General features: G+C 68.3%; 14 protein-coding genes. 3 read left to right on the top strand and 11 right to left on the bottom strand.

Features of this window, described 5'->3' with window-relative positions; genetic code table 11:
* Genes HHL11_RS09810 through HHL11_RS09795 form a run of 4 tightly spaced genes read right to left on the bottom strand, consistent with a single transcriptional unit; the run spans position 1 to position 4,077 of the window.
* A complete protein-coding gene (locus HHL11_RS09810; RefSeq protein ID WP_169418207.1) occupies positions 1-918 on the bottom strand; it encodes a dihydrodipicolinate synthase family protein in 918 nt (305 codons plus the stop codon).
* Entirely contained in the window at positions 918-2,090 is a 1,173-nt protein-coding gene (locus HHL11_RS09805) for an L-rhamnonate dehydratase (protein ID WP_169418206.1), read from the bottom strand. Before HHL11_RS09805 ends, HHL11_RS09810 begins: the two co-directional genes overlap by 1 nt.
* Positions 2,087-3,109: a 4-hydroxythreonine-4-phosphate dehydrogenase PdxA gene (locus tag HHL11_RS09800; RefSeq protein WP_425355189.1), complete on the bottom strand. Its 1,023-nt coding sequence runs from the start codon at positions 3,107-3,109 to the stop codon at positions 2,087-2,089. Before HHL11_RS09800 ends, HHL11_RS09805 begins: the two co-directional genes overlap by 4 nt.
* A 5-nt stretch (positions 3,110-3,114) precedes the next feature.
* Positions 3,115-4,077, bottom strand: coding sequence for a Bug family tripartite tricarboxylate transporter substrate binding protein (locus HHL11_RS09795; RefSeq protein ID WP_169418204.1), 963 nt, complete (start codon positions 4,075-4,077; stop codon positions 3,115-3,117).
* Between the two features lie 108 nt (positions 4,078-4,185).
* On the opposite strand from HHL11_RS09795, the gene HHL11_RS09790 reads away from it, so the two are divergent.
* Both HHL11_RS09790 and HHL11_RS09785 read left to right on the top strand, forming a co-directional pair.
* The gene (locus HHL11_RS09790) at positions 4,186-5,121 is read left to right on the top strand and encodes a LysR substrate-binding domain-containing protein (protein ID WP_169418203.1); all 936 of its coding nucleotides are present in this window, start codon (positions 4,186-4,188) and stop codon (positions 5,119-5,121) included.
* Between the two features lie 76 nt (positions 5,122-5,197).
* Positions 5,198-5,572 (top strand): hypothetical protein, encoded by a 375-nt coding sequence (locus HHL11_RS09785; RefSeq protein WP_169418202.1) that lies wholly within the window; start codon positions 5,198-5,200, stop codon positions 5,570-5,572.
* A gap of 87 nt (positions 5,573-5,659) precedes the next feature.
* Here HHL11_RS09785 and HHL11_RS09780 read toward each other — a convergent pair whose 3' ends face one another.
* Positions 5,660-6,706 carry an aromatic ring-hydroxylating oxygenase subunit alpha gene (locus tag HHL11_RS09780; RefSeq protein ID WP_169418201.1) on the bottom strand — a complete coding sequence of 349 codons (1,047 nt, stop codon included), beginning with the start codon at positions 6,704-6,706 and terminating at the stop codon, positions 5,660-5,662.
* A 2-nt stretch (positions 6,707-6,708) separates the two neighbouring features.
* The gene (locus tag HHL11_RS09775; protein WP_169418200.1) at positions 6,709-7,872 is read right to left on the bottom strand and encodes an ABC transporter substrate-binding protein; all 1,164 of its coding nucleotides are present in this window, start codon (positions 7,870-7,872) and stop codon (positions 6,709-6,711) included.
* Positions 7,873-7,959: 87 nt separating this feature from the next.
* Here HHL11_RS09775 and HHL11_RS09770 point away from each other — a divergent pair, with 87 nt between their 5' ends.
* Entirely contained in the window at positions 7,960-8,493 is a 534-nt protein-coding gene (locus HHL11_RS09770; protein ID WP_169418199.1) for a MarR family winged helix-turn-helix transcriptional regulator, read from the top strand.
* Here the strand turns inward: HHL11_RS09770 and HHL11_RS09765 are convergent.
* From HHL11_RS09765 to HHL11_RS09745, 5 genes are read right to left on the bottom strand one after another with little or no spacing between them, the layout of a single operon-like run.
* Positions 8,490-9,248: an enoyl-CoA hydratase-related protein gene (locus tag HHL11_RS09765; protein ID WP_169418198.1), complete on the bottom strand. Its 759-nt coding sequence runs from the start codon at positions 9,246-9,248 to the stop codon at positions 8,490-8,492. The two genes, HHL11_RS09770 and HHL11_RS09765, sit on opposite strands and share 4 nt — an antisense overlap.
* 2 nt (positions 9,249-9,250) lie before the next feature.
* A complete protein-coding gene (gene pcaF, locus HHL11_RS09760) occupies positions 9,251-10,459 on the bottom strand; it encodes a 3-oxoadipyl-CoA thiolase (protein WP_169418197.1) in 1,209 nt (402 codons plus the stop codon).
* A 6-nt stretch (positions 10,460-10,465) separates the two neighbouring features.
* Complete coding sequence (locus HHL11_RS09755; protein ID WP_169418196.1) at positions 10,466-12,082, bottom strand: carboxylesterase/lipase family protein; 1,617 nt, start codon at positions 12,080-12,082, stop codon at positions 10,466-10,468.
* Positions 12,083-12,110: 28 nt separating this feature from the next.
* A complete protein-coding gene (locus HHL11_RS09750; RefSeq protein WP_169418195.1) occupies positions 12,111-12,953 on the bottom strand; it encodes an amidohydrolase family protein in 843 nt (280 codons plus the stop codon).
* 19 nt (positions 12,954-12,972) lie between these two features.
* Entirely contained in the window at positions 12,973-14,610 is a 1,638-nt protein-coding gene (locus HHL11_RS09745) for a (2,3-dihydroxybenzoyl)adenylate synthase (RefSeq protein ID WP_169418194.1), read from the bottom strand.
* Positions 14,611-14,617 lie beyond the last annotated feature (7 nt).

The following is a 14,617-nucleotide window of genomic DNA, read 5'->3' as shown; positions in this document are numbered from 1 at the left end:
TCAGCGGCCCCAGCGCAGGACCATCGCGTCGAGCCGCCGCGCGGTCTCGATCAACAGCGAGCGATTCGCCGGATGCAGATCCGGCCAGGGATGCCGCGGCGCTTCACAGGCGATCACGCCGCCTTCCTTCATCAGCGCCTTGGCGGCCAGGAAGCCGCACTGGCGGTTCTCCAGGTTGATCAAGGGCAGCCAGCGCTCGTAGCGGGCGATCGCTTCGTCGCGCTTGCCGGCGCGGTAGGCATCGAGGATGGGGCGAATCCCGTCCGGAAAGCCGCCGCCCGTCATCGCGCCGGTCGCACCTGCCTCCAGGTCCGGCAGCAGCGTGATCGCCTCCTCGCCGTCCCACGGACCTTCGATCGCATCGCCGCCCAGCCGGATCAGCTCGCGCAGCTTGGACGCCGCGCCCGCCGTCTCGATCTTGAAGTAGGCCAGCTGCTCGATCTCGCGCGCCATGCGAGCCAGGAACTCCGCCGACATGGGCGTGCCGGCCGCCGGCGCGTCCTGCACCATGATCGGAATCGAGATCGCGTCCGAGACGCGCTGGTAGAAGTCGTGGATCTGCTTCTCGCCCACGCGGAAAGTGGCGCCGTGATACGGCGGCATCACCATCACCATGGCGGCGCCCATGTCCTGCGCGCGGCGCGAACGCTCGGCGCAGACCCTGGAGCTGAAGTGCGTCGTCGTCACGATCACCGGCACGCGGCCGGCCACATGCCCGAGGATCGTCTTCGTCAGCACCTCGCGCTCCTCGTCGGCCAGCAGGAACTGCTCCGAGAAGTTGGCGAGGATGGCCAGCCCTTCCGAGCCGGCCTCGATCATGAAGTCGACGCAGCGTTTCTGGCTTTGCAGGTCCAGCTCGCCCGCGTCGTCGAACGTCGTCGGGACGACCGGGAACAGTCCGCGGTATCGGGCAGCCATCACTCGACGATGTTGAACTGGTCGAGGTAGTCGGTGCGCAGGGTCAGGCCCAGGCCCGGCAGCTTGTCATCGAGCTGCAGGAAGCCGTCCTGGGCCACCGGCTCGCCGTCGAAGATGTAGTAGAACAGCTCGTTGCCCACTTCCACGTCGAACATCGGGAAGTACTCGCTCATGGGGCAGTTGAGGCTGCTCATGGTGAGGTGGTAGTTGTGCATCTGGCCCGCGTGCGGGATCACCGGCACCGAGTAGGACTCGCACAGCGCGTTGATCTTGTGCGCCATGGTGATGCCGCCCACGCGGTTGGTGTCGTACTGCACCACGCTCACGGCCTTGCGCTCCAGCAGTTGCTTGAAGCCGTACAGCGAGAACTCGTGTTCGCCGCCGGAGATCGGGATCGAGGTCAGCTGGTTCAGCTCCGCGTAGCCGTCGATGTCGTCGGCGATCACCGGCTCCTCCAGCCAGCGCGGCTGGTACTTCTCCAGCTTGGGCAGGATGCGCTTGGCGTATTCCAGGTTCCAGCCCATGTAGCACTCGAGCATCAGGTCGTTGTCGTAGCCGATCACCTCGCGCACGGCCTCGACGGACTTCAGGTTCTCCACCACGCCTTGCTGGCCGTGCGCCGGGCCGTAGCCGAAGCGCATCTTGAAGGCACGGAAGCCCTGCTTCATGAACTTCTCGGCCTCGGCCTGCATTTCCTTCAGGTCGGTGCGATACAGCTTGCTGTAGTAGCAGGGGATCCTTTCCTTGGTGCGGCCGCCCAGCAGCTTGAACACCGGCTTGCCGACCGACTTGCCCAGGATGTCCCAGATGGCGATGTCCACCGCGGAGATCGCGGCCATGCCCACGCCCTTGCGGCCCCAGGCATGCGTCGCGCGGTACATGCGCTGGCTCAGGTACTCGTAGTCCCAGGGGTCCTGGCCCACCACCAGCGGCGCCAGGTATTCGTCGATGATGGCCTTGGCGATCTTCGGCGCCAGCGCCACGTTGCCCAGGCCGATGATGCCGTCGTCGGTCTCCACTTCCACCACGGTCCACGAATGGAAGCGGAAGGTCTTCATGGTTTCCTGCGGCGAGTACAGCAGGTCCATGGCGTTGGAGCAGAAGTTGCCCTGCGGCGGGACGGTTTTGCCCTTCCATTCGAAGACGCGGGCGCGGACGGATTTGATCTTCATTTGCGGGACTCTCGGTAGGCGCGACCCATCGTGGTCGCAATCTTGAATGCGTTGAACGTGGCGTTGACGTCCGCCTTGCCCTGGCCCGCGATGTCATAGGCGGTGCCGTGCGCCGGCGTGGTGATCGGGATCGGCATGCCGCCCTGCACCGTGACGCCGCGCGAGAAGCCCAGCAGCTTGATCGCGATCTGGCCCTGGTCGTGGTACATGGTCACGATGGCATCGAGCTGGCCGTCGCGCGCCTTCAGGAAGATGGTGTCGGCCGGGAAGGGGCCGCTCACCGGGAAGCCCTGTTCGTTCAGCTCGCGCACGGCCGGCGCGATCACGTCGATCTCCTGCCGTCCGCAGGTGCCGCCTTCGCCGTTGTGCGGGTTCAGGCCCGCCACGGCCACGCGCGGAGCAGCCACGCCGTTGGCCTGCAGCGAGCGGGTCATCAGCTTCGCCGCTTCGTTGATGCGCTCGCGGGTGATGTACTTCGGCACGTCTTCCAGCGGCACGTGCGACGAGATGCGCGAGGTCCACAGGCCGTCCAGCGTGTTGAACTCGCAGAAGTAGCCCTGCACGCCCAGGTATTCGGCGAAGTGGTGCAGTTCGTCCTCGTGCGCGAGACCGCCCATCTTCATCGCCTGCTTGTTCAGCGGCGCGAAGCAGATGGCGTCCACTTCACCGGCCAGCGCCGCATCCATGCAGCGATCCAGCACCTGCAGCACCGAGGCGCCGCCCGGCGCGGCGGAGGTCGAGCGCTGCACCTGCTCCGGCTTGACCGTGTCCACGGGCAGGAAGGCGGCGCGCGAGCTGTCGGAGCGGCCGCGCACGGCGGCCAGGCTTTCGACGCGGTCGGTCGCCACCTGCAGGCCGGCGATCTTCTGGCCATCGGCCCACAACCAGGGGTCGCCCACCAGCACCACGTTCGCGGTCTCGCAGGTTTCCGGGCGCGCCAGCAGGCGCGCGATCAGTTCGGGGCCGATGCCCGCCGGGTCGCCCAGCGTCAGGGCGACGACCGGCTTCTCGTTCTTCATGTCCGTCATTCCAGCTTGATGCCGCGGCGCTGCACCAGCTCCGCGTAGCGTTTGTTCTCGGCGTTGTGGAAGGCGGCGAACTGGGCCTGCGACATGGGCGTCACTTCGGCGCCGATCGCCTCCAGCCGCGCCTTCGTGTCCGCCTGCGCGATGGCCTTGTTCACTTCGTCATGCACGCGGGCCTGCACTGCCTTGGGCGTGTTGGCCGGCATGTAGATGCCGTACCAGGCGCCCATCTCCACGCCCTTCACGCCGGCTTCGGCCAGGGTCGGCACGTTGGGCAGCTTGGGGTTGCGCTGCGCGCTCGCCACCGCCAGCGCCTTGACCTTGCCGGCCTGGATCTGCGGCAGCACGGAGGCCAGCGTGTCGAAGCTCATTTGCACGTGGCCCGAGACCAGGTCCAGCAGCGCCGGGCCGCTGCCCTTGTACGGAATGTGCGTGATCTCGGTGCCGGTCGCTTCCTTGAACAGTTCGGCGGCGATGTGCTGCGTGCTGCCGGAGCCGCTGGAGGCGAAGTTCAGCTTGCCCGGCTCTTTCCTGGCCATGGCCACCAGTTCGGCGACGCTGTTCACGCCCAGCGCGTTGCTCACCACCAGCACGTTGGGCACGGAGCCGACGAAAGCCACCGGCACCAGGTCCTTGTCGTTGTCATACGAAAGCTTGAGCAGATGCGGCGCGATCGCATGCGCGGTCGACACGCCCATCACCATCGTGTAGCCGTCGCTGGACTTGGCCGTCAGGTCGGCCGCCAGCGTGTTGGAGGCGCCGGGGCGGTTGTCCACGATCACCGGCACCTTGAAGGCCGGGCCCAGCTTGTCGGCCACGGCGCGGGCGAAGGCGTCGGTGCCGCCGCCAGGCGCGCTGCCCACCAGCATGCGGATCGAGCGGTTGGGCCAGTCGCTGCCCTGGGCGTGGGCGGCGGCGGCGAAGAGGACGGCGGCAGCGGCCAGCATCAGGCGTCTTTTCATCGGTCTTGTCTCCTGGGGTACTTCGGAATGCAAGGCGATCGTAGGAGGCCCGACCCATCCCGTAAACTGAAAGATCTTCATCGAAACATAACCCGGAGATATGGATCAGTGGGCTCCATCGACCGCCAGCAAAGCACGCCCCAGCTGATGAACCGCCTGCGCATGCGCCAGGTGGCGCTGTTGCTGGCGATCGACGAACTGGGCACCTTGAGCAGCGCCGCGGAGCGCCTGGGCCTCACGCAGCCGGCCGCGACCAAGATGCTGGGCGAGCTGGAACAGGCACTGGGCCAGAAGCTGTTCGACCGCGTCGGCCGCGGCCTGCAGCGCAATGCCGCCGGCGAGCGCGTCACCGGCTTCTTCCGCAGCATCCGCGGCAGCATGGAGGCGCTGGCGCAGGAGCTGGAGGTGCTGCACCAGGGCGGCGGCGGCCGGCTGGCGGTAGGCAGCATCATGGCCGCCTCGCCGGGCCGCCTGACCCGCGCGCTGCTGCAGCTGAAGGCGGAATTCCCGCTACTGGCGCTGGAGGTCGCGGTGGACACCAGCGACCGCCTGCTCGCGCAGTTGCGCGAAGGCGTGCTGGAAATGGTGATCGGGCGCAAGGCGGCCGTGCCCGGCGTGGCTTGCAGCTTCCAGCCTATCGAGGACGAGGAGCTGGCCGTCATCGCCGGCAACGAGCATCCGCTGGCCAGGCGCCGCAGCCTGGAGTTCGGCGCCCTGCTCGATTACCCGTGGATCCTGCAGCCGCAAGGCAGCCCGATGCGCGACCTCATCGAGCACGAGTTCCGGCACCACGACGCAGAGCTGCCGCGCGGGCTGGTGGAGACCGGCTCCATCCTGACCACCATCAACCTGGTGCGCAGCTCGCCCATGCTGGGCGTCATTCCGCAGGCCGTGGCGGCCCAGCACGCGCAGCACGGCATGCTGAGCGTGCTGCGCTACAAGTTCCGGAACAGCCTGGACGCCTACGGCAGCCTGGTGCCGCGCGACCGGCCGCTCAGCGCGCCGGCGGCAAGATTCCTCGAATTGCTCCACGCGAAGTCCTAATCCCGGTCTTTGTCAGGTTGGTGACAGCATCTTTAGGAAAAATCCCTAAGGTCGTACCAAAACCTAGAACAACCCCGTGGACGAACGAACGACGGACAACGCGCTCGCCGAAATCCAGCCTCCCACGCAGGGGGCCGCCACGCGTTACCAGACCATCCGGCGCTGGTCGGTGGTGGGCAACGGCAGGCTCATGGGCAGCGTCTTCAACCGGCCCGGGCAGGGCGATGGCAAGACCATCATGACCTCGCCAGTCGTGCAGGTGCGCCTCGTGGGCGAACCACCCGCCCCGCTCGCCTTCACCGAATCGGGCAACGCCTACTGGCTGGGCGAACCGGCCGACAGCTTTGGCGTGGAGCGCGCCAAGGGCTTCGTCGACGAGAAGTCGCGCCGGGCCGACCCGCCGGCGCAGCCGGACCCCGCGCTGCGAACCACGACCATGAAGCTGACCTGAAGACAGCCCGCCTTCATACTGCCAAAGTACTCGTCGCTGGACGAGCTCCATTCCGCCTTCGGGCTCCCATGAAAAGCTGGCTGAGCGCTACCCCACCAACTGCCTGATCACGCGCCGCGCGCGATTGGGCCCGGCATCCACGTGGATGTCCATCTGCGGCCGGAAGCCGAAGCGCTGCTGGTTGCGCCATTGCGATTCGACGATCTCCTTGTCCTCCAGGAAGGTCCGGGCGGTCTGGTCGACAACGATGCGCGTGACCTCTTCGACGTTGGACTTCGGGTTGGTCGAGATGGTCCAGAAGTAGTGGCAGCTCGCGTGCGTTTCCGGCGTCACGCCGTGGAAGCCGCGCATGTGGAAGCCGCCGCGCTGCGGGTCGTCCAGCGGCGCATCGCCCTCGTCCACGGCGCCGGTCCAGATGCGCAGGTGGGACAGGTGGAATTCGATTTCCTGCCAGCGGTCGATCCGGCCGCGGAAGGGCCAGGCCTGCGCATACGTGGGCGGCGCCTCCGACCCGGGCATGTGGCGGACCACCTTCACCACCTCGCCGTCCTGCGTCACCTTCATCTGCGCGTTCATGTGCAGCCCCGGGTTGCCGCCGATCGTGTGCACGTGCACGTAGCCCAGGTGACTCAGGTCCAGCAGGTTGTCGTGCACCAGCTGGTAAGGCGCGTCGTAGTGCACCATATCGCCGCCGAAGCGGAAGGCCGGGTCCGTGTGGAAGGGATAGGCGGGCGGCTCGGAGTCCGGCCGGCTGTCCGGCGTGGAGCCGTGCCACAGCCACAGCACCTGGTCACGTTCGCGCAGCTCGTAGGAGCGCACGCGCGCCTTGGCCGGGATCGCTTCCTGCCCGGGGATCTCGACGCAAGTGCCCTGGCAGTCGAACAGCAAGCCGTGGTAGCCGCAGCGCAGGCCGCGCGGCTCGATGGCGCCCAGCGACAGCGGCAGTTCCTTGTGGCAGCAGCGGTCTTCCAGCGCGGCCACCTGGCCGTCGGGCGTGCGGAACAGCACCAGCGGCACGTCGAGCAAGGTGCGCGCGAGCGGCTGGTCCTTCAGCTCCCAGCCGAAGCCGGCGACCCACCAGCGGTCCGAGGGAAACGGCGCCTGGTGCGCGAGGTTCTGCGTGTTCGCTTCCATGCTCAGCTCCTCGAAGCGCGGTCGCGCACGCCCTTGCTCACGTCGATCTCGACGTTCCACAGCTGGCCGTCCTTCTTCTCGACGCGGCGGATGTAGACGTCCTGGATGATCTCGCCCGACTGCGCGTCGATGACGACCGGTCCGCGCGGGCTCTCGAAGGTCTGGCCGCGCATGGCCGCCACCAGCACGTCGCCGCCGCCCTTGCCCTTGGTGGCTTCGAGCGCCTTGCAGATCACGCGCATGCCGTCGTAGCCGCCCACGGCCATGAAGTTGGGCCGCAAGCCCTTGTTGGCCGCCATGAAGGCGTCGACGAACTTGCGATTGGTGGCCGAAGGATGCGCGGCGGAATAGTGGAAGGAAGTGACCACGCCCAGGGCGGCATCGCCCATGTCGTTCAGCAGGTCGTCGTCGGTCACGCCGCCATCGCCGATGAGGCGGATGCCGGCCTTGTCCAGCCCGCGCTCGGAGAACTGCTTCATCAGGCCCGCGGCGGGCCCGGACGGGATGAACACGAACACGGCGTCCGGCTTGCGATCGCGCACGCGCTGCAGGAAGGGCGCGAAGTCCGGGTTGCGCATCGGCACGCGGATCGTCTCCGGCACCTTGCCGCCATTGGCTTCCACCCGCTCCTTGAACACCTTCTCGGCGTCGATGCCGGGGCCGTAGTCGGACACCATGGTCACGACGTCCTTGATGCCGTTCCTGTGCACCCACTCCGCCATCGTCGAGGCGGATTGCTGCAGCGTATAGCTGGTGCGCACGAAGTACGGCGAGGCGCCGACGATGCTGGAAGTGGCGGCGGCCATGATGACCGACGGCGTCTTAGATTGCGTCGCCAGCGGTGCCACGGCCAGCGCCGCCGGCGTGACGCCGAAACCGGCCAGCACGTCGACCTTGTCGCCGACGATCAGCTCCTGCGCCAGGCGCCGCGTCGTCTCCGGCAGGCCCTGGTCGTCCTTCAGCAGCACTTCGACCTGGCGGCCGGCGACCTTGCTGCCGTTCTGCGCCAGGTACAGGCGCACGGCTGCGTCGATCTGCTTGCCGGTGGAAGCGAAGGGCCCGGTCATCGGCAGGATCAGGCCGACCTTGAAGGGCGCCGCCTGGGCGCAGGCGAGGAAAGGCGCGGCGGCGAGGACGGCGGCCGCGAGGCAATGGCGACGATGCATGGATACTCCTACATTCAGCATACTGACAATCAGTGTACTGAATATTGGGACGCGAGAGGGCTCGGTGTTTTCCCGGACAATGCGGGCATGAAGGCAGCCAGCGGCAGGAAAGCCGTCCAGCGCGAGGTGGGGGAAGACCTGTACGAGCAGCCGGGTCACCTGATCCGCCGCGCGCACCAGATCGCGCAAGGCATGTTCGACGAGCACGTCGGGCGCGACGTCACGCCCATCCAGTACGCCATCCTGCGCATGGTCCACGAGGTGCCGGGCATCGACCAGGTCGGCCTCGCCAGGCGCATCGCGCTCGACACCTCGACGACGGCCACCGCCGCCGCCCGCCTGGAAAGCAAGGGATTGCTGGAGCGCACCGTGGTCGCCACCAACCGGCGCCAGCTGCAGTTGCACCTGACGCCCGCGGGCGAGAAGCTGCTGGACGGCCTGGTGCGCGGCGTGCACGAGATGCGCTCGCAGCTGCTCGACTCGCTGGACCCCGATGAACGCGAGCTGTTCATCGCGCTGCTGCGCAAGTTCGTGCACCTGAACAACGAGCAGAGCCGGGCGCCCTTGCAGTTGCCGGAGGCGCCTGCGGCGCCGGCAGCACGGAAGACTCGCCGCGCTTAGCCCTTCTTCTTCGCCAGCCGCGCCCGGATGCCTTCGGTCTTGTCGGCGGTGGCGAAGAGGAGCTGGAAGCACTTGCGCTCGAACTCCAGCCCCTGCTGCAACGGCAGGTTCATGCCCTCGATCACCGCCTGCTTGATGAAGCGAAGCGCATGCTGCGGCCCCTTCGCCAGCTGCGCGGCCAGCTGGATCGCGCGCACCTCGACTTCGGCATCGGGAACGACTTCGCTCGCCAGTCCCATCTGCAACGCCGCTTCGGCGGTGAACGGCTCACCCGACATCAGGAGGCGCATCGCCCGGAACTTGCCAACGGCGCGGACCAGGCGCTGCGTGGCGCCGCCGCCAGGCATGAGGCCGATCAGCACTTCGGGCTGGCCGAAGCGGGCACCCTCGCCGGCCAGCAGGATGTCCGCATGCATCGCCAGCTCGCAACCGCCGCCCAGCGCATGGCCGCGAACCGCCGCGATCACCGGTTTCGAACAGCGCGCGATCGCGTCCCACAACGCGCCCATGTTCCGGTCGGCGATCTCGATCGGGCCGGCATCCACGTATTCCTGCAGGTCGGCGCCCGCGCAGAAGGCCCGCTCGCTGCCTGCGAGCACGATCACGCGGACCTCGGCGTCGGCATCGAGACGCGTGAAAGCTTCCGCCAGCCGCCGGCGCAAGGCGAGATTCAGGGCGTTCAGCACGGCGGGCCGGTGCAGGCGCAGCAGCGCGACGCCCGGCGCCGGCCGCTCCTCGAGCAGGATGCCTTCCACGCTCACACCCGCTCGATCGCCAGCGCGATGCCCTGGCCCACGCCGATGCACATCGTGCACAGCGCGCGCTTGCCGCCCGTGCGCTGCAACTGCCGCAGCGCCGTGAGGGCCAACCGCACGCCCGACATGCCCAGCGGGTGCCCGAAAGCGATCGCGCCGCCATTGGGATTCACATGGTCGGCGTCGTCCGGCAGGCCCAGCGCGCGCATCACGGCCAGCCCTTGCGCGGCAAAGGCTTCGTTCAACTCCACGACGTCGAAATCGCCGATCGCCAGCCGCGTCTGCTCCAGCAGTTTCTGCACCGCGGGCACGGGTCCGATGCCCATCACCCGCGGCGCCACGCCGGCAGTGGCGACGCCCAGGACACGGGCGGCAGGTTGCAGGCCGGCGCGCGCCGCGCCCGCTTCGCTCGCCAGCAACAGGGCCGCGGCGCCATCGTTGACGCCCGAGGAATTACCCGCCGTCACCGTGCCGCCGCTGCGGAAGGCCGGCCGCAAGCGCGCCAGCGATTCCAGCGTGGTGTCGGCGCGCGGATGTTCGTCCTCGCTCACGCGCACCAGTTCGCCCTTGCGGCCGCCGGGCGCGTCCAGGGGGACGATCTCCTCCGCCAGCCATCCGGCCACCTGCGCGCGAGCGGCCCGCTGCTGGCTGCGCAAGGCGAACGCGTCCTGGTCGGCGCGCGAGATGCCATGCTCCTGCGCCACGTTCTCCGCCGTCTCACCCATCGCATCGGTGCCGTACAACTGCTCCATGCGCGGGTTGACGAAGCGCCAGCCGATCGTCGTGTCATGCACCTCCGCATGCCGCGAGAACGCGGACGTCGCCTTGGGCAGCACGAAGGGCGCGCGGCTCATGCTCTCCACGCCGCCCGCGATCGCCAGGTTCAGGTGCCCTGCGGCGATGCCACGCGCGGCGCTGGCGATCGCCTCCAGGCCGGAACCGCACAGGCGGTTGACCGTGGCCGCGGCCACCGTGACCGGCAGGCCCGCGAGCAGCGCGCTCATGCGCGCCACGTTGCGGTTGTCCTCGCCGGCCTGGTTCACGCAGCCGGAGTACACCTCCTCGATCCGGCCCGGGTCGAGCTCGGGATGGCGCGCCAGCAAGGCCTGCAAGGGCAAGGCGCCCAGGTCGTCGGTGCGGATGCCGGACAAGGCGCCGCCGTAGCGGCCGATCGGCGTGCGCACGCCGTCGCACAGGAAAGCAGTCTTCATGGTTTCTCAGAACGGCAGTGGCCGGCCCAGTTGCTGCGTATAGAACTGGTCGAAGAAGTCGAGCGCGGGCCGGAACGGCACCGCCGTCGGCGCGATCGTGTCGCCGATCTCCATCGTCTGGCTGGCCGGACCCGTGAAGGCCGGCCAGGCAGGCAGCGAGCCGCCGTTGGGGTTGCCGGTGCTGGCGAAGTTGACCAGGTAGGAGGATGCGGCATCGGCGATCTGGCGATCGACGTCCGTGTAGTTGCGCATCGGCGCGCTGCGGGCCAGGTTGTTGTAGAAGTAGACCTGCTCCAGCGAATGGTGCGCACCGTACTTCGAAGGCGGGTCCTGCTCGGTGAAGTGCTGGTCCGCAAAGTAGGCCGGGCGGCGCGTGAAGAAGTACAGCCAGGTCGCCGACTTGCCGAGCGCAGCATGGGCACGGGCGATCGTCCAGGGCTGCCACGCGAACACGCTGTCGCGCATCGGCGCGTAGGCCATCGCGAGCACGTCGGCGTCGCTGGCCGCCGGGTAGACGGACTTGAACTGAGCGGCCATGCTGCCGTACTTCGTATTCGCGGCGGCGTCATAGCCAGCCAGCGTCGTGGCGAATGCCGGATACGGCGTCGCCTCGTCGGCGTTCCATCCGAGCAGCAGCGGCACGTCGTTGAACTGCTTGCGCGCGAACAGCAGGTCGATCTGGTCCGTGAGCACGTCGCCGTCGACGATCGGCGTCGGCGCGAAGGTGGCGGCCATGATCTCCTGGGCGGACTTGGCGCGCAAAGCCGAGAGCGTGGTCGCGCCGAGGGCATTGCCGAAGGCCGTCCCCGCTGTTTCCGCCTGCGCCAGCGTGGTGTTCGGGGCGCCCGCCGGCATCGTCCCCAGGCTTTCGAGCACCATGCGATGGAACAGCCCGCCCGCCTTGGCCGAAGCGAGCAGCACGTTGGCCATGCCGGCACCGGCCGATTCGCTGTAGACCGTCACCCGCTTCGGGTCGCCGCCGAAGCTGGCGATGTTGGCCTGGATCCATTGCAGCGCGGCGATCGCGTCCATCAGCGCGTAGTTGCCGGAATGGCCGGCTTCGGCCGTGAGCTCCGGATGCGCCAGGAAGCCGAGCGCGCCCACGCGGTAGTTCATGGTGACGACCACGGCGCCCTTGCTCGCGAGGCCGCGGCCATCGTAGTTGGGCAGCGAGCCGGAACCGAGCTGGTAGCCGCCGCCGTACAGCAGCATCATCACCGGCCGCTTTTCCTGGGCGCCGGCCGCCGCGCCGGTCCACACGTTCAGGTAGAGGCAATCCTCGCTCTGGGTTTCGGTCGCCTGGTAGAGGATGGCGCCCGGCTTGCCGGCCGGACGGTTGCCGTTGACGCAGGACGCGGAGAAGCTGTCGGCGTGGCGCACGCCGGTCCAGGCCGCCACGGGCTGCGGCGCCTTCCAGCGCAGCGCGCCCACCGGCGGCGCCGCGAAGGGAAGGCCCTTGAACACGCGGATCGCGGCCGTGGACTCGGCGGCCGCAGCCACCTGCCCTCCCGTGACCTGCAAGAGATCCTGCGATGCCGAATACGCGCCGTCGCCGCTGCTGCCGCCACACGAGGCGAGGCCCGCGGCGAGCGCGAGCAAGCCGACCCAGATGGTCTTCTTCATGTTGTCTCCAGTTGGTGCTTCTTGAACTTCAGAGGCCGAGGACGCGTTCCGCGTTGCCGTGCATCACCTTGTGCATCACGTCGTCGCTGTAGCCCAGCTCCGACCATTCGCGGAAGATGCGTTCGTAAGGCAGGCTCGGGTAGTCGCTGCCGAACATGATCTTGTCCTGCAGCCGCCCGCGGATGTCCACCTTCAGGTTGCCGGGGAAGTGCTTGGGCGCCCAGCCCGACATCTCCCAGTACACGTTGCCCTTGTGCAGCGCCACCGCCGTGGTCTCTTCCACCCAGGGCCAGCCCGGGTGGGCCATGATGATCTTCAGCTTGGGGAAATCGGCGGCGAGGTCGTCGATGGACGAAGGATGCGCATGGCGGATGCGCGCGCCGTTGCCGCCCGGCATGCCGGCGCCCATGCCGGTGGTGCCGACGTCGACCATCACCGCCGCGCCCAGCGCGTTGATCTCCTCGAACAGCGGGTAGTAGCGGCGGTCGTTGACCGCGAAGTGCTGCATGATGGGATGGAAGTGGAAGCCGATGAAGCCCAGCTCCTTCACCGCGTGCCGCACCTGCCGGATCGCGATCTCGCCCTTGGCCGGCTCCACCGCGCCCCAGCACTGGCGGATGCGCTCGGGATGCCGCTGCCACATGCCGTGCACGTAGTCGTTGTCGCAGGGCACGGTGGCCACCGTGGTTTCCAGGTCCAGGGCGACCAGGCAGGCTTCGACGCCGGCGCCGGTGAATTCGGCGATCACGTCCTCCTCGGACTTCGCCACCCACTCGCGCTTCCAGTAGCGCGCGAGTTCGGCCGGATAAGGCCCTTGGGAGTCAATCCAGCGCTGGGTGCCGGGATAGCAATGCAAGTCGATGATGCGCATGTCTTGTTCCTTCGTGGGTTCAGGCGGCCAGCCGCGCGGCCACCATTTCGACCAGGGCCTTCTTGGAGACCTTGCCGAAGGTGGACACCGGGAAGTCGGCCAGCAGCTCCAGCCGCTCGGGCAGCTTGAAGCGGGCAATCTCCTTGGTCTGCAGGAAGCCGACCAGGTCGGTGAGCGTGAGAGCGGCGCCGGGCCGCGGGATCACGCAGGCGCACATCTTTTCGCCCATGGCTGCATCGGGCATGGGCACGCAGGCGACGTTCTGCACCGACGGGTGCATGAGGATCAGGTTCTCGACTTCCTCCGCGCTGATCTTCTCGCCGCCGCGGTTGATCAAGTCCTTCTTGCGGCCTTCGACCACGTAGTTGCCGCTGGCGTGCCGGCGCATCAGGTCGCCGGAGCGGTAGAAGCCGTCGGCGGTGAACTGCCGCGCGTTGTACTCCGGCACGCCGTAGTAGCCGCGCAAGGTGTAAGGGCCGCGGCAGGCGAGTTCGCCCACTTCGCCCTCGGGCACCTCGGCGCCCTCGTCGTCGATCAGCCGCACCTCGTCGTCCGCGCACACCGGGCGGCCGCAGGTTTCCAGCTGCACCTCGTCCGGGTCGCCGGCGCGGACGAACATCAGCAGGCCTTCGCTCATGCCGAAGTTCTCCTGCACGAAGGCATTGCGGAACAGCTGGCGCGTGCGCAGGCGCACCTCCGGCTGCATGCGCTGGCCGCCGCTCTGGATCTGGCGCACCGAGGAGAGGTCGAACTGCGTGATCGCCGCGTCGTTGATCAGCCGGATCAGCAGCGCGGGCACCACCTTGATGTGCGTGATGCGGTGCTTCTGCACCAGCGCCAGCATCTGCTCCGGCCGCGTGTTCGCGTGCAGCACCACGGTGCCGCCCTGGAACAGGAAGCCCTGGATGCCGGGGCAGGCCAGCGGCAGGTTGTGCGCGATCGGCAGCACCAGCAGCAGCACCGACTCGGCGTCGACACCGGCCACGTCCGAGGCCACCTTGGAGTTGTAGGCGTAGTCGTTGTGCGTGCGCGGGATCAGCTTGGGGATGCCGGTGGTGCCGCCCGAGAGCTGGAAGATGCAGGGATCGGTGGCCGCGAAATCCAGTTCGGCCAGCGCACTGGCCGGCAGGCGGGCCTGCCGCTCGATCAACTCCACCAGCGAGTGCTCGCCCGGCCCGGGCGTGCCCAGCACCAGGCGCAGTTGCAGCCCCGGGTGGCCGGCCTGCACGCGCTCGATCATCGGCCCGAACTCGAAATCGCCCGAACGCTGCGGGTACACGCAGCAGCGCGCCTGCGCCAGCTGCACGAACTGGTTGATCTCGGCGAAGCGGTGCGTCACCAGCGCCGCGATCGGGATGGCGCCGATCTTCTGCAGCGCGAAGTAGAGGATCACGAACTCGGCAACGTTGGGCAGCGTGGGCACCACGCGGTCCAGCGGCCGCAGGCCCAGCTCCAGCAGGTTCAGCGCGAGGTTGGTCGAGAGCCGGTCGAGGTCGGCGTAGCTGTAGCGGCGCTCGCCGTCGACCAGCGCCGTGCGCGACGCGAAGCGCTGGAAGACGCCGGCAAACTCCTGCGCCAAGGTGTGGTCCTGCCAGTAGCCCTGGGCGCGATAGCGCGCGGCGTACTCCGGCGGGAAGGGAACGAAGCCTTCGAGCATGCGTTCC

Source organism: Ramlibacter agri (assembly GCF_012927085.1).
Lineage (GTDB): Bacteria > Pseudomonadota > Gammaproteobacteria > Burkholderiales > Burkholderiaceae_C > Ramlibacter > Ramlibacter agri.
The sequence above is the reverse complement of the archived record's forward strand: the minus strand, read 5'-3'. Positions and strand labels throughout refer to the sequence as shown.

Excerpts from the sequence above, each read along its gene's own strand:
- pcaF (WP_169418197.1), bottom strand. The coding sequence starts at position 10,459 with ATGAAGACTGCTTTCCTGTGCGACGGCGTGCGCACGCCGATCGGCCGC.
- HHL11_RS09770 (WP_169418199.1), top strand. The coding sequence starts at position 7,960 with ATGAAGGCAGCCAGCGGCAGGAAAGCCGTCCAGCGCGAGGTGGGGGAA.
- HHL11_RS09775 (WP_169418200.1), bottom strand. The coding sequence starts at position 7,872 with ATGCATCGTCGCCATTGCCTCGCGGCCGCCGTCCTCGCCGCCGCGCCT.
- HHL11_RS09805 (WP_169418206.1), bottom strand. The coding sequence starts at position 2,090 with ATGAAGATCAAATCCGTCCGCGCCCGCGTCTTCGAATGGAAGGGCAAA.
- HHL11_RS09810 (WP_169418207.1), bottom strand. The coding sequence starts at position 918 with ATGGCTGCCCGATACCGCGGACTGTTCCCGGTCGTCCCGACGACGTTC.
- HHL11_RS09780 (WP_169418201.1), bottom strand. The coding sequence starts at position 6,706 with ATGGAAGCGAACACGCAGAACCTCGCGCACCAGGCGCCGTTTCCCTCG.
- HHL11_RS09795 (WP_169418204.1), bottom strand. The coding sequence starts at position 4,077 with ATGAAAAGACGCCTGATGCTGGCCGCTGCCGCCGTCCTCTTCGCCGCC.
- HHL11_RS09800 (WP_425355189.1), bottom strand. The coding sequence starts at position 3,109 with ATGAAGAACGAGAAGCCGGTCGTCGCCCTGACGCTGGGCGACCCGGCG.
- HHL11_RS09755 (WP_169418196.1), bottom strand. The coding sequence starts at position 12,082 with ATGAAGAAGACCATCTGGGTCGGCTTGCTCGCGCTCGCCGCGGGCCTC.
- HHL11_RS09750 (WP_169418195.1), bottom strand. The coding sequence starts at position 12,953 with ATGCGCATCATCGACTTGCATTGCTATCCCGGCACCCAGCGCTGGATT.
- HHL11_RS09745 (WP_169418194.1), bottom strand. The coding sequence starts at position 14,610 with ATGCTCGAAGGCTTCGTTCCCTTCCCGCCGGAGTACGCCGCGCGCTAT.